Here is a 12,857-nt window from a genome sequence, read left to right as displayed (position 1 = left end):
GACCGTCATCGCCCTCGACCAGCAAGACGCCTCCGTCACGCGTGCAAAAAAAATGGGCAGCCCAGCGGCTGCCCAAAGACGAAAGAAATGCGAAGAAGAAAAGGCGCAGGATCAGAAGTTATGCCGGATACCGAAGTCGTAGCCGGTCTTCTCACGATTGCTCGGGAAGGCGTCGCGATTCTCGGTGGTCAGGTCGGCATAGACCGTGGTGCGCTTGGACAGTGCGTAGTGGTAGCCCAGGCTCAACTGCTTGTCGGCCACCACGTTGGTGGTGGTGTTCTTCAGTTGGCCGTAGCTCAGGCGGGCTTCACCCGCGCCGATCATGGCCTTGGCACTCAGCATCCAAGCTTGGTGCTTCTGGGCCGAGGTGTTCTTGCCCGAGCCAAAGAAAGCACCGGCCTTGAACATACCGAAGTTGTACTCACCGTTCACCGTGGTCCAGCTATCGTCCTTGTCAGTGGGGTTCTCGTAGCCCAGGCCCACCACAAAGGTCTTGTCCTTGTAGGCCGCACCCAAGCTGAAGGGGCGCTTCTCGCCACCGATGTTTTCGGCCATCTGAGCGCCCACGCTGAAGGCGCCCATGTCATAGCGGTAGTTCACCGAGTTGCTGTAGCGCGTGCTGCCAATGCGGCCTGCCACGATGCTGCCGTTGCTGGCCACCGTGTCGGTGCCCCAGGGGTCGGCCGGGCCTTGGCTGAAGGTGTAGGCGGGGTTCTCTTCGCGGCCCAGCGTTACGCGGCCAAAATCGCCTTGAATGCCAACGATGGACTTGCCTTCCCAGAAGCGGGTCGTGTTGGCCACACTGCCATCTTGAGCATTGAAGCGGTGCTCAATGTGGAAGACAGCCTTCAGGCCACCGCCCAAATCTTCGGTGCCCCGAAAGCCCAAGCGGCTGCCGGAGCCATTGCGCACTTCCAGGTTCTTGACGGCGTCCACTTGCTGCGCGATGGATAGATCCACGCGGCCATACACGGTGACGTTGGATTGCGCCTGTGCGCTGACGGCAGCCGTGGCGGCCAAGGCCAGCACGGCGAGAGGGAGGGTGTGTTGCTTCATGAGTACTCCTAGCGGTTAAAACACAATCGCGGCCCAAGATGCATGCTTGCGTCGCGTCGACCGTCGTCACTCTAGGCAGCCTCACCGCATGTTTTCGTGACAGTCCGCAATGCCGGGTGTGCCCGGCGGGGCATTGACGGCTGTCATGCTTGCGTCACAAGTCGGTGGCAATGGCAGAGCATGGTGGCGCTTTGCACGTGGGGTGCGTGTGATTCACAGCCATGTCATGTCTGTCTTTCATCATGGCCCTCCATGCACAGGAGACAAGGCATGGACGACGTGGCCGACAACCCGACACAACGGGTCCGCACCGTGTGGATCTCCGATCTGCACCTGGGTACACCGGGCTGCCAGGCCGAGGCATTGCTGACCTTTTTGAAAAATGTCGAATGCGACACGCTCTACTTGGTGGGCGACATCATTGACGGCTGGCAGTTGCGCCGAAGCTGGTACTGGCCGCAGGCCCACAACGACGTGGTGCAAAAGATACTGCGCAAGGCCCGTAAAGGGACCAAGGTGATCTTCGTGCCGGGCAACCACGACGAGTTTGCGCGCCGCTATGTGGCGCATAACTTTGGGGGTGTCGATGTGGTGGAAGACTGCATTCACCACACCGCCGATGGCCGCACCTTGTGGGTCACCCACGGCGACTTGTTCGACGGCGTCATCCAATGCGCCAAGTGGTTGGCCTATGTGGGCGACATGGCCTACGAGACCACGCTCAAGGTCAACCGCTGGCTCAACCGGGCGCGTGGGCGCTTGGGCCTGCCCTATTGGAGCCTGTCGCGCTACCTCAAGCTCAAGGTGAAGCGGGCGGTCAGCTATGTCAGCGACTTTGAAGCCGCTGTCGCCCGCGAGGCCCGCAAGCGCGGGGTGGACGGCGTCGTCTGCGGTCACATCCACCATGCTGAGATCCGCACCATCGACGGCATCCTCTACTGCAATGACGGCGACTGGGTGGAGAGCCTCACCGCCTTGGTCGAACATGCGGACGGTCGGCTGGAGATCCTCGACTATGGGCAGCCCGCGCCACAAGACACTCCGGTGAAGATCCCGCCACCCACGCTGGGCTTGAGGGGCTAAGCCTCGGGCAGCAGGGGCGCCTCCTGATCGACACATCTCCTGTGTTCTGGACGCTGGCGCACAGATGGCAGCGGAGACATCGCTCAAGCTGTCCGTTGAGGCTGTGGCGCAGCGCACTCCGCGTACCTGGAGGCACACCGTGAAGGGCGTTCCGATTCAAGGCGGCCACCCCAGTCGCCGCCGACACGCTCAAACGGGAACAGCTGCAAGCCAAAGACGAGCTGCGCATGTTGCTCAGCACAGCCTGCGCCGAGGACATTCACTCCAACAGGTTTTCAACCGTTCCAGGAGGGCCCATGGCCACCATGATGAAAGCAGCCGTCTTTGTCGACAAGCATCGCATCGAGGTGGTGGACAAACCCATCCCCGATGTCGGCCCTAACGACGCTTTGATGCGCATCACCACCACGACCATCTGTGGCACCGATGTACACATTCTCAAAGGTGAATACCCAGTCGCCAAAGGCCTGACCATCGGCCACGAACCGGTGGGCGTGATCGAGAAGCTCGGCAGCGCCGTGCAGGGCTACACCGAAGGCCAGCGCGTCATTGCGGGGGCCATCTGCCCCAACTTCAACTCCTATGCAGCGCAAGATGGCGTAGCTTCGCAAGACGGTAGCTACCTGATTCCCCAGGGCTTGTGCGGCTGTCACGGCTACAAAGCCACGGCGGGCTGGCGCTTCGGCAACCTGATTGACGGCACCCAGGCCGAATACGTTCTGGTGCCCGACGCCCAAGGCAACCTCGCACCCATTCCCGATGGACTGACCGACGAACAAGTGCTGATGTGCCCTGACATCATGTCCACCGGCTTCAAGGGTGCCGAGAACGCCGGCATTCGCATGGGCGACACCGTGGTCGTGTTCGCGCAAGGCCCCATCGGCCTGTGCGCCACAGCAGGTGCGCGCTTGAGGGGCGCGTCCACCATCATCGCGGTGGACGGCAATGATCACCGCCTGGACATCGCCAAGAAAATGGGCGCCGACCTCACGCTGAACTTTAAGAACTGCGACGTGGTTGACGAGATCATGAAGATCACCGGCGGGCGTGGCGTGGATGCATCCATCGAGGCCTTGGGCACGCAGACCACGTTTGAAGCGGCGCTGCGCGTGCTCAAACCCGGCGGCACCTTGTCTAGCCTGGGCGTGTACTCCAGCGACCTCAGCATTCCCCTGAACGCCTTGGCCGCCGGCCTGGGTGACCACCGCATCATCACCGCACTGTGCCCCGGCGGCAAAGAGCGCATGCGCCGATTGATGAACGTGGTGGCCTCCGGCCGCATCGACCTGAGCGTGATGGTCACGCATCGGTTCGCGCTGGACGACATCGTGGCTGCCTACGAGCTGTTTGCGAACCAAAGCGATGGCGTGCTGAAGGTGGCGATCAAGCCTTGAGGCAGGCCGGGGTGCTGGCCCTCAAGCAGCCCGCGCCAATTCACCCTGCTGGAGCGCCACGGTCGTCGGGGCCGTGCCTCGCCCTATGCCTTGGTATTCAAAGCCCATCTGCGCCAGCAGCTCAGGGTCATACAAATTGCGGCCATCAAACACGATGGGGGTGGCCATGCACTCACGCAGGGCGTCAAAGTCGGGGCTGCGGAACTCGCGCCATTCAGTGACCAACAACAAGGCGTGGGCGCCTTGAGCGGCGTCCTCAGGGCGGGGCACCAGCGTCAGTCCAGGGCGCTCGGGCCACAGTGCGGCCACACCGGGCATGGCCACGGGGTCAAAGGCTTGCAGGGTGGCGCCGTGGCGCAAGAGCTCGTCCATGATCACCAGGCTGGGCGCCTCGCGCAAATCGTCGGTGCCGGGCTTGAAGGACAAGCCCCAGACGCCAATCACCACGCCGGTCAAGTCAGCACCGAAGCGTGCCAGCACGCGCTCGGCCAAAAGCCGCCGCTGCGTGTGGTTGATGCGCTCTGCGGCCTGCACCATGCTCATCTCCAGGCCCTGGGCTTCACCCATATGGCGCAGCGCCCGCACATCCTTGGGGAAGCAGGAGCCGCCCCAGCCGCAACCGGCATAGAGAAAGTGCGTGCCAATGCGTGCATCGGCGCCAATGCCCAAGCGCACTTGTTCAATGTCGGCTCCCAGCCCTTCGGCCAGGCCGGCCATTTCATTCATGAAGCTGATGCGGGTGGCCAGCATGGCATTGGCCACGTACTTGGTCAGCTCAGCGCTGCGGATGTCCATCACCATCAGGCGGTCACGGTTGCGCAAAAAGGGCGCGTAGAGCGCGCGCATCAAGAGCGTGGCTTGTTCGTCCTCGGCGCCCACAATCACCCGGTCAGGCCGCATGAAGTCGTCGATGGCGGCGCCTTCTTTGAGGAACTCGGGGTTGGAGACCACGGCAAAGGGCAGCACCGTGCTGCGCTCACGCAAGGTTTGGTTCACCACCTCACGCACGCGGTCGGCCGTGCCCACCGGCACCGTGCTTTTGTTGACCACCACTTTGTAGTCCAGCATGTGTTGGCCCACACTGCGCGCGGCCGCCAGCACGTGCATCAGGTCGGCGCTGCCGTCTTCTTGGGGTGGCGTGCCCACCGCAATGAAGATCAGGGTGCCGTGGTTCACGGCCATCGCCGCATCGGTGCTGAACTTCAAGCGCCCGCTGGCGGCGTTGCGTTGCATCAACTCGGCCAAGCCGGGTTCATGGATGGGCGACTCGCCGTGCTGCAAGCGCGTCACCCGCTCGGCGTCAATGTCCAAGCAGACCACGCTGTTACCCATGTCGGCCAAGCAGGCCGCCGTGACCAAGCCCACATAGCCCGCCCCGATCACACAGACTTTCATTGCTCGCTCCTTGGCCGCCCGACAAGGCGGCTCGGGTCCGATGCTGAAGTGCCTCTGTGACGCGGGCGTGATGGGTCGGCGTCAGGCGTGTGACGGCAGATGCATCAGTGCTTGACCCATGCGAATGGTTGTGCCCGTTTGGATCGCTGCCGCCAATGTAAAGCCCGGCGGGGCGAACACGATGATGGTCGAGCCATGCTCAAACCAGCCCAGCTCTTGGCCCTTGCTGACCGCCTCTTGGCAGGGCCACTCATGGGGGCCGCGGTGCCGCAGGTGCAAGAGCACATTGAGCCAGTGCAAGCGGATGCTGGCCACCAAGATCGCAGCCACGGGCACCAAGGCCAGCGGGTGCCCGCCCTGGCGGGTGCGCAGGCGGATGACGGCGCGCTCATTGCGGCAGAACAAGCGTTCTATGCGCTGCAGCGCAATCGGGTTCACGTTCCAGGTGTCGCCGCTCAGGTAGCTGACATGCTCGATGCGGGCATCGGTGGGGGCATGAAAGCGGTGGTACATGGCCGAGGTCAGGCGAAGGGTGATGAAGCTGCCGCCTTCAAAAGCCGAGGCGTCTTGGCTTGGGCCAAACAACTCGGCGGTGGAGTAAGGAAAGCCCTTGGCCTGAAACACCTGGCCGGCCTGCACGGGTCCGCAGGCGCCCACGATGGCATCGCAAGGGCTGCAGAGGACCTGCGGGTCGGGGTCGATGCGCCGTGCGCCGGGCTTGAGCTCGCGTGTGAAGCATTCGTGCAGGCTATTGAAGTGCTGCTGCCGGGCTTCGCTCAAGTCCAGGTCGGTGAAGCAGCGCCAGACGGCGATGGAGACGCGGGTGAGCATCGGGCTGCGCAGCCGGCTGTACCAGCCCATGAACAGGGTCAGGGCACGCCGGGGCACGCGGTTGGTGAGCAGAAAGTTCAAGTCTTCTTGCATCAAAAGCCGACGGAAGCTGAAAGGGTTCATGGGCTTGTCACTCACAACAGGTAAATCTCGGGGCTGTCACTGAAAGGACGGAACATGGAAGAAACAATGGCCTTGAGTGCCGCCTTGGCGGCGGGTGGTTTGGCCTGGTTGGCGCCCAAGGCGTGGCGCCGCTTGCAGCTCTCTCGCGCCAAGCACCGCTCTCTGGCGGGCCACTCGCGCATGGCCAAGCGCTTGGCCACCTGGCTGCCGGGCTATGCCTACGACGAGCAGCATTTCTTCAACTGCGACGGCGCAGCGCTGCCGGTGGTGCGCCAGCGCGAAGCCGCGTTCAAGGCGTTGTGCGCTGACTTCGCCAAGCGCTATGCGGCCAGCATCGCCATGACCGCCGAGGCGCGTGAGGGCCTGTCTGACTTGCAGTTCACCGGCAGCTACCGCGTGCCTTTCCAGTTCAGCCCTTACTTGCGAGAACGCCTGAAGCTGGGCGCCTTCTTCAACGCGGCCGATGGTGTGATGCTGGAAGACCTGGACGGCAATCGCTTCTATGACCTCACCGGCTCTTACGGCGTCAATGTGCTGGGTGTCGATGCCTACAAAGCCTGCATCGCCCAAGCCGTGAAGGACGCCGAAGCGTTGGGCCCGGTGCTGGGCGGCTTGCACCCGGCGGTGCTGCGCAATGTGCAGCGGCTCAAGGCCATCTCGGGTTTGGATGAAGTGTCCTTCCACATGTCCGGCACCGAGGCGGTGATGCAGGCCGTGCGCCTGGCCCGCTATCACACGGGGCGCAGCCACTTGGTGCGCTTTTGTGGGGCCTACCACGGCTGGTGGGAAGACGTGCAGCCCGGCCCGGGCAACCCGCTGCCGCCGCGCGAGACCTACACCCTCAAAGACATGGACGCCAAGAGCCTCGCCGTACTGCGCAGCCGCAAAGATGTGGCCTGCGTGTTGGTCAACCCGCTGCAGGCCTTGCACCCCAACCGGCCCGCCCCCGGTGATTCTTCCCTCTTGGACAGCGGGCGCACTGCGGGCTTTGACCGCTCGGCCTACACCCAGTGGTTGAAGGACCTGCGCCAGGTGTGCACCGAGCGCGGCATCGTGCTGATCTTTGACGAGGTCTTTCTGGGCTTTCGCCTGGCGCAGGGCGGCGCTCAGGCCTACTTTGGCGTGCAGGCCGATATGGTGACCTACGGCAAGACCTTGGGCGGCGGCCTGCCGGTGGGCGTGGTCTGTGGCCGAGCGGCGCTGATGAAGCGCTTTCGTGAGGAGCGGCCAGCCGACATCTGCTTTGCCCGTGGCACTTTCAACGCCCATCCTTATGTCATGACGGCCATGTCGGCCTTCTTGGACCGGCTGGAGACGCCCGACGTTCAGGCGCTCTACGAGGGCTTGGATGAGCGCTGGAGTGAGCGCTTCAAGGCGTGGAATGCGTCGCTCGCCGAACAGGGTCTGCCGGTGCAGATCGCGCACCTCTCGACCGTGGCCACCGTCTTGTTCACCCGCCCGTCGCGCTACAACTGGATGCTGCAGTTCTATCTGCGCGCCGAGGGCCTGGCCCTGAGTTGGGTGGGCAGCGGCCGCATGATCTTCAGCCTGAACTACACCGACGATGAGTTGGCGCATGTGCGGGCCAAGTTTGCCGCTGCCTGCCAAGCCATGCTGCGGGATGGCTGGTGGCTGCCGGCGGCAGAGCAAAGCAATCAACAGATTCGACGCCGCGTGCTGGGTGAGGTGCTGCGCACGCGGCTGGGTTGGCGCTGAGCGATCAGCGATGCCGCACATGCGGCATCGGGTCCAGCAGCTCGCCGCGCAGCAGGGCCAGCGGAGCTTTGTGGTACAGCACAATGTCATGCACGGGGTCGGTGATGATCTTGATGGCCCAGGCCAGTGCCTCGATCGGCCCTTGGGTCCAGATCAGTTGCCCCACCCGAAACAGTACCCCGGCCACGCCCAGTGCCAGCCAGGCGATGCCCACGTCGTGCAAGAACTCAGCGTTGTTGCCTGCGGGTGTGATGAGGCCAAACACCGAGGGCTGCAGCCACAGCACCACGGGAATGCCGGCCCACACCGACAGCAGAATCACTTTGCGGTGGATGTTGTAGCCCACCTTGACGGCTTCTTTGTGCGCGTCGCTGACCTGGTTGACATGGTCATAGCCACGCGGCTCGAAGAAGAAGTGACCGGCCTGACGCGTCACCATCGAGAAGCCCCAAGCGATCAGGGCCGCGGTGGCGGGGTCTACGAACAGCATGGCATAGGCCACCAAGAAACCGATGGCACTGACAAAGTGCAGGCTCTGGTTGATGCGGCTCTGGTGATAGAAGCGGTGGTCGTCCCAGCGTTGGGTGGCCAAGGTATCGAAGAAGTTCGTCATGGTGCTCCTCATGGGCGAAGGTGACGCCGCAGCCTGCGGCAGCCGAGATGTTGCGCGGCTTGCATGAAACTAGCGTGACGGAAGGGTGGCGGGGCTTTTGTCATCGAACTGTTGCAAGCGGTGGGCAGCATGGCGGCATGAACACACCCACGCTTTTGATGTCGACCCCCGCTGTCTTGGCGGGGCCTGGCTTGCGCATTGCCGTGGTCACCGAGACCTACCCGCCCGAGGTCAATGGGGTGGCCATGACCTTGTCGCGGGTGGTGGAGGGGCTGCTGGCTCGCCACCATCAGGTGCAGCTGATCCGGCCCCGTCAAGCGGTGGTGGCGCCTGCTGCGCCGGCGGGCTTGAGCGAAGTGTTGGTGCGGGGCTGCCCCATCCCCGGCTACTCGCACCTGCGCATGGGCCTGCCCGCAACGGCTACCTTGCTCAAGCTCTGGCGCGCACAGCGGCCCGATGTGGTGCACATCGCCACCGAAGGGCCGCTGGGCTGGTCTGCGCTGCAGGCGGCCACCCAGTTGGGCTTACCCACCACCAGCGACTTTCGAACCAACTTCCAGGCCTATTCCAAGCACTACGGCCTGGGTTTGCTGAAGCGCAGCATCCTGGCTTACCTGCGCCGCTTTCACAACCGCTCGGGCCTGACCATGGTGCCTACAGCGGCACTGCAAACTGAGCTGCAGGCGCAAGGCTTTGAGCGCCTGCAGGTGGTGGCGCGCGGCGTGGACACGCAGCTCTTTTCACCCGCCCGCCGTCGAGCCGCGCTGCGCCTGCAGTGGGGTGTCGCACAGGACGATGTGGTGGTGGCCTGCGTGGGGCGTCTGGCGCAAGAGAAGAACTTGCTGCTCCTGGGTCGCGCCTTTGACGCCATACATGCGCGCCAGCCGCGCGCCAAGCTCTTGCTGGTGGGCGAAGGGCCCCAGCGGGCCGCCCTGCAAGCCCTTTGGCCAAAGGCGATTTTTGTGGGCCAGCAGCGCGGCGTGGACTTGGCCGCGCACTATGCCAGTGCTGATCTCTTCCTCTTTCCCAGCCAAACCGAAACCTTCGGCAACGTCATCACCGAAGCCATGGCCAGTGGCCTGCCCATCGTGGCTTTTGAGCATGCGGCGGCAGGTCAGCTCTTCAAGGCCCATGGCTGTGGGCTGTTGGCAGCCCTTGGGGACGACACCGGATTTGTGGCTGCTGCCGTGGCCCTGGCTGGTGATGCACCTCAGCGGCGCGCGCTGGGTGTGGCGGCGCGCCTGGTGGCAGAGTCTCTGGATTGGCCCGGTGTGGTGGCCCAGTTCGACGCCATGTTGCACCAGGCGCTGGGTGGGCAAACCAGCCTTAGAGCTGTAGCCCCGCTGTGGGCGCAGGCCTGAGGCGAGCCTTGCTCAGGGCCAACAGCCGCCCTGTAGCGAAGGCCACCACAGCGGCGGTGGCCGTGAGCACCGTGCCCATGCTCGGTGCCCACGCCAGCAGGCCCATATAGAGCCCCAGCGCCACCAAGACTCTGGCGTTCTGAAAGAAGCCCTGAACGGCAATGGCCGCGCCCGCCCCCAAGAGCTGGTGGCCGCGTCGGTGCAGCAGCGCATTCAAGGGCACGACCATCAGCCCGCCGGCGGCGCCTGCCAAGGTCAGGATCAGGGCGGCCGCCTGCCAATGGGGTGCCCAGGGTAGAAGGGCCATCAGCGCTGCCATGCCTAAGCCCGCCCATAACAGGTGGGGCGCATGCTCCAGGCGCACCCAGCGGCCAGCTGCCAAGGCGCCGGCCATCACCCCCAGCGCGACGCTGGCCTGCAAATAGGTGGCTTCATGCATGGCCAAGCCCAAAGACTCGCGTGCCCAGCGCAACACGGCGAACTGCAGCACCGCCCCCACACCCCAAAACAACATGGTCGCGAGCAGCGCCAAGCGGGCCGTGGCGTCTTGCCACAGCACCGGCACATCGGCGGCGAAGCGAGCCAAAAGGCGTTGAGCACTGGTGCTGCAAGGCATGCGCGGTGTGCCGCTTTCGCGGACCGCGGCATTGCACAGCATGGCCCCCAAGTACAGGAGCATCAATACACACAGAGAACCCGTCAGTGCCTCCGCTTGGCTGAGCCGCAAGGCTTCGAGTGTTTCTTGCAAGCCTTGAGCCAGGCCACTCTGCATCCAGACCGGGCTGACCAGCCAACCCCCAAAAGCCGTGCCCATGAGCACAGCGCACACCAAGCTGGCCTTGAGCCAACCATTGGCGCCAACCAGATGCGGGCCGGCCACGGTCTCGGTCATCCAACCCAGCTTGGCAGGCGCGTAGGCCGAGGTGGCCATGCCCATCAGCATCAAAGCCAACAAGGGGTTGATGCCTAAGAGCACCGCCAAGGCACCAAGCGCCTTGATGCCGTTGAGCACCGTCATCCAAGCGGCCTTGGGCCAAGCGTCTGCCAGTGCGCCTACAAAAGGAGCCAGCAACACGAAGGAGAGGTTGAAACCCACCTTGAGCAAGGGGGCGGCCCAAGCGGGGTAGCCGTGCAGGTCTAACCAGACCATGGACACGATCAGCAGGGCGTTGTCGGCCAAGGCTGCCGCAAACTGAGCCACCACCATCCAGGAGAAGCTTGAGGGGTAGCGGGGTGGGGTGGGCAGCATGGTGGCGATGATTCGCCACCATGATCAAGCCGCTGTGCGACGGCTTGATGACAGGTTCAGTGGCCCTTCTTGGGGCGGCCGGTCTTGATCGGCAACAAGGCCTCCAGCACATTGCGCAGCACCTCAGTGGGCAGGGCGTTCAGCGCATGCAAGCCAGCGCGCAGCAGCTCGCTCTTCTTGGCCGAGACCCGATCTGACAGTAGGCGCTTCTTCAGCACATCAATCAGGTTGAAGTCGAGTTGCGGCATGGTGAAGCTGTCGCGCACCAGCTTGCGAGCAGCTTTATCGGCCACCGACTTGTCGGCCTCGGGGCTCTTGGCCGGCTTTGAAGGCTTAGCAGGCTTGGTGGGCTTAGCCGCCTTGACAGGCTTGGCGGGCAGCGCCTTGGCAGGCTTGCTGGGCTTGGCCGCAGGGGCTAGCTTGGCCACCTTGGCCGGCTTGGCGGCGACTGCAGACTTTGCGGTTGCTGCGGGCTTTGCGGCTTTGATCGGCTTGGTAGCCGCGGCCGGCTTGGCCTTGGCGGGGCTCTTGGCGGCGGGCGCTGCAGAGCGCTTGGCCGGGGCAGCGCTGGGCTTGCTGGCAGCCTTGGCAGCGGGCTTGGCGGCAGCTTTGGGAGCAGCTTTGGCGGCGGGCTTGACTGCAGGCTTGGCCGAGGCGGACGCTTTGGCCGCTGGCTTCGCTTTGGCAGGGGCCGCAGCTTTGGGGGCAGCCTTCTTCACCGGCTTGGCGGCTGTCTCCGCCTTGGCGGGGGAGGGGCTGTTGGCCGCCTGCGCTGCAGGGGCGCTTGCCGGTGCTGGGCTGGCCGTAGGGGCTGCTGCCGTGTCTGGTGTGGCCGCAGTGGCGCTGGAAAGGTTTGCCATGAAAGGTACTCCACTGAAAATAGTATAAATAGTTTATATGCTTTCTATTCCGGCCAGCAAGTGGACTGACACATCCGCCCGTTACCATCCAAGGGTTTTTGCACCCACCTTTGCCTGATATGACTGCCTCAACGACGGCGACTCTGGCCAATCCCTCTTATGGCACCGATGAGCATGGGCTGATCTGCGGCTACTGGTTTCAGCCCGGTGCTTCGGTCGTGACGCTGGCCGACGCAGCCACCGCCCTGGGCCTGCTGGCCTCGGATCAAGCAGGCTTTGTGTGGTTGCATTTCAACCTTAGCCACGCCCAGGCGGAGCCGTGGCTGCGATCAGCCGCCAAGCTCGGCGAGAACTTCTTTGAAGCGCTGCACGATGGCTCGCGCTCCACCCGCATCGAGCGCGACGCCGAGGCACTGTTTGCCGTGATCAACGACGTGACCTTTGACTTCAGCCTGGATGCCGGTGATGTGTCGACCCTGTGGGTCAACGTCACCGAGCGGCTGGTGGTCACGGCGCGGCGCCAGCCGCTGCGCTCGATTGACCGGCTGCGCATGTCGGTGAAGCGCGGCGAGGTGCTGGGGTCTTCGGTGGCGCTGCTGAACCACTTGCTGGGCGATCAGGCGGATGAGTTGCAGCGCATTGTGCGCATGGCGGCCGAGCGGGTTGACGATGTCGAAGACGCCGTCTTGGCTGGTCAGCATGAACGCCACACGGCGGAACTGGCCCGCTTGCGGCGCTTGATGGTGCGCTTGCAGCGGCTGCTGGCGCCAGAGCCCAGCGCCTTGCTGCGCACACTCTCCAACCCGCCGTCCTGGGTGCAGGCTGAAGACCGTCAGCGCATGCACCATGCCAGCGAGGAGTTTGCACTGGTGCTGCGCGACATCACCGCGCTGCAAGAGCGCATCAAGCTGATGCAAGATGAAGCCGCCACCCGGGTGGCGGAGGAGAACAACCGCAGCCTCTTCATGCTGACCATGGTGACGGTGTTGGCTCTGCCTATCAACCTGATCTCGGGCTTGTTTGGCATGAATGTGGGCGGCACGCCCATGGGCGCCCACCCTGCAGGCTTCTGGATCGTGGCGGGTTTCATCACCACCTTGACGGTGGTGATTGGGGTGTTGACGGTGCGCGGCGTGCGGCGTCGGCGCTGAGTGCGGGTCACCGTCCCAGGCGCAT

General features: G+C 64.1%; 12 protein-coding genes. 6 read left to right on the top strand and 6 right to left on the bottom strand.

Annotated elements, in window-relative coordinates; all coding sequences use genetic code 11:
- Positions 1–111 precede the first annotated feature (111 nt).
- Complete coding sequence (locus tag ACIQ3Q_RS07845; protein WP_396268482.1) at positions 112–1,056, bottom strand: porin; 945 nt, start codon at positions 1,054–1,056, stop codon at positions 112–114.
- 270 nt (positions 1,057–1,326) lie between these two features.
- Here ACIQ3Q_RS07845 and ACIQ3Q_RS07840 point away from each other — a divergent pair, with 270 nt between their 5' ends.
- The gene (locus ACIQ3Q_RS07840; protein ID WP_396268480.1) at positions 1,327–2,139 is read left to right on the top strand and encodes a UDP-2,3-diacylglucosamine diphosphatase; all 813 of its coding nucleotides are present in this window, start codon (positions 1,327–1,329) and stop codon (positions 2,137–2,139) included.
- A gap of 296 nt (positions 2,140–2,435) precedes the next feature.
- A complete protein-coding gene (locus ACIQ3Q_RS07835; protein WP_396268478.1) occupies positions 2,436–3,533 on the top strand; it encodes an NAD(P)-dependent alcohol dehydrogenase in 1,098 nt (365 codons plus the stop codon).
- Positions 3,534–3,554: 21 nt separating this feature from the next.
- On the opposite strand, the gene ACIQ3Q_RS07830 is transcribed toward ACIQ3Q_RS07835, so the two are convergent.
- Together ACIQ3Q_RS07830 and asd are read right to left on the bottom strand one after the other, a co-directional pair.
- A complete protein-coding gene (locus ACIQ3Q_RS07830) occupies positions 3,555–4,928 on the bottom strand; it encodes a UDP-glucose dehydrogenase family protein (RefSeq protein WP_396268477.1) in 1,374 nt (457 codons plus the stop codon).
- Between the two features lie 81 nt (positions 4,929–5,009).
- Positions 5,010–5,882 (bottom strand): archaetidylserine decarboxylase, encoded by an 873-nt coding sequence (gene asd / locus ACIQ3Q_RS07825; RefSeq protein ID WP_396268476.1) that lies wholly within the window; start codon positions 5,880–5,882, stop codon positions 5,010–5,012.
- Positions 5,883–5,936: 54 nt separating this feature from the next.
- Here asd and ACIQ3Q_RS07820 point away from each other — a divergent pair, with 54 nt between their 5' ends.
- The gene (locus ACIQ3Q_RS07820; RefSeq protein WP_396268475.1) at positions 5,937–7,598 is read left to right on the top strand and encodes an aminotransferase class III-fold pyridoxal phosphate-dependent enzyme; all 1,662 of its coding nucleotides are present in this window, start codon (positions 5,937–5,939) and stop codon (positions 7,596–7,598) included.
- A gap of 4 nt (positions 7,599–7,602) precedes the next feature.
- Here ACIQ3Q_RS07820 and ACIQ3Q_RS07815 read toward each other — a convergent pair whose 3' ends face one another.
- Positions 7,603–8,211 carry a hypothetical protein gene (locus ACIQ3Q_RS07815; RefSeq protein ID WP_396268474.1) on the bottom strand — a complete coding sequence of 203 codons (609 nt, stop codon included), beginning with the start codon at positions 8,209–8,211 and terminating at the stop codon, positions 7,603–7,605.
- 137 nt (positions 8,212–8,348) lie between these two features.
- Between ACIQ3Q_RS07815 and ACIQ3Q_RS07810 the strand changes: the two genes are divergently transcribed.
- On the top strand, positions 8,349–9,572 hold the full coding sequence (locus ACIQ3Q_RS07810) for a glycosyltransferase family 4 protein (protein ID WP_396268473.1): 1,224 nt from the start codon (positions 8,349–8,351) through the stop codon (positions 9,570–9,572).
- On the opposite strand, the gene lplT is transcribed toward ACIQ3Q_RS07810, so the two are convergent.
- Both lplT and ACIQ3Q_RS07800 read right to left on the bottom strand, forming a co-directional pair.
- Positions 9,538–10,821, bottom strand: coding sequence for a lysophospholipid transporter LplT (gene lplT / locus ACIQ3Q_RS07805; RefSeq protein WP_396268472.1), 1,284 nt, complete (start codon positions 10,819–10,821; stop codon positions 9,538–9,540). The genes ACIQ3Q_RS07810 and lplT overlap by 35 nt on opposite strands.
- A 56-nt stretch (positions 10,822–10,877) precedes the next feature.
- Positions 10,878–11,069 (bottom strand): hypothetical protein, encoded by a 192-nt coding sequence (locus ACIQ3Q_RS07800; RefSeq protein ID WP_396268471.1) that lies wholly within the window; start codon positions 11,067–11,069, stop codon positions 10,878–10,880.
- On the opposite strand from ACIQ3Q_RS07800, the gene ACIQ3Q_RS07795 reads away from it, so the two are divergent.
- A complete protein-coding gene (locus tag ACIQ3Q_RS07795; protein WP_396268470.1) occupies positions 11,068–11,709 on the top strand; it encodes a hypothetical protein in 642 nt (213 codons plus the stop codon). The genes ACIQ3Q_RS07800 and ACIQ3Q_RS07795 overlap by 2 nt on opposite strands.
- Positions 11,710–11,800: 91 nt before the next feature.
- Entirely contained in the window at positions 11,801–12,832 is a 1,032-nt protein-coding gene (locus ACIQ3Q_RS07790) for a transporter (RefSeq protein WP_396268469.1), read from the top strand.
- Positions 12,833–12,857: the final 25 nt, after the last annotated feature.

Origin of the sequence: Ideonella sp., from assembly GCF_044358605.1 — a bacterium.
GTDB lineage: Bacteria > Pseudomonadota > Gammaproteobacteria > Burkholderiales > Burkholderiaceae_C > Ideonella.
The sequence above is the reverse complement of the archived record's forward strand: the minus strand, read 5'-3'. Positions and strand labels throughout refer to the sequence as shown.

Bases quoted from the DNA above. Each gene is read 5' to 3' on its own strand.
- ACIQ3Q_RS07810 (WP_396268473.1), top strand. From the start codon at position 8,349: ATGAACACACCCACGCTTTTGATGTCGACCCCCGCTGTCTTGGCGGGG.
- ACIQ3Q_RS07845 (WP_396268482.1), bottom strand. From the start codon at position 1,056: ATGAAGCAACACACCCTCCCTCTCGCCGTGCTGGCCTTGGCCGCCACG.
- ACIQ3Q_RS07795 (WP_396268470.1), top strand. From the start codon at position 11,068: ATGGTGAAGCTGTCGCGCACCAGCTTGCGAGCAGCTTTATCGGCCACC.
- ACIQ3Q_RS07790 (WP_396268469.1), top strand. From the start codon at position 11,801: ATGACTGCCTCAACGACGGCGACTCTGGCCAATCCCTCTTATGGCACC.
- ACIQ3Q_RS07800 (WP_396268471.1), bottom strand. From the start codon at position 11,069: ATGCCGCAACTCGACTTCAACCTGATTGATGTGCTGAAGAAGCGCCTA.
- asd (WP_396268476.1), bottom strand. From the start codon at position 5,882: ATGAACCCTTTCAGCTTCCGTCGGCTTTTGATGCAAGAAGACTTGAAC.
- ACIQ3Q_RS07840 (WP_396268480.1), top strand. From the start codon at position 1,327: ATGGACGACGTGGCCGACAACCCGACACAACGGGTCCGCACCGTGTGG.
- ACIQ3Q_RS07815 (WP_396268474.1), bottom strand. From the start codon at position 8,211: ATGACGAACTTCTTCGATACCTTGGCCACCCAACGCTGGGACGACCAC.
- ACIQ3Q_RS07835 (WP_396268478.1), top strand. From the start codon at position 2,436: ATGGCCACCATGATGAAAGCAGCCGTCTTTGTCGACAAGCATCGCATC.
- ACIQ3Q_RS07830 (WP_396268477.1), bottom strand. From the start codon at position 4,928: ATGAAAGTCTGTGTGATCGGGGCGGGCTATGTGGGCTTGGTCACGGCG.
- lplT (WP_396268472.1), bottom strand. From the start codon at position 10,821: ATGCTGCCCACCCCACCCCGCTACCCCTCAAGCTTCTCCTGGATGGTG.
- ACIQ3Q_RS07820 (WP_396268475.1), top strand. From the start codon at position 5,937: ATGGAAGAAACAATGGCCTTGAGTGCCGCCTTGGCGGCGGGTGGTTTG.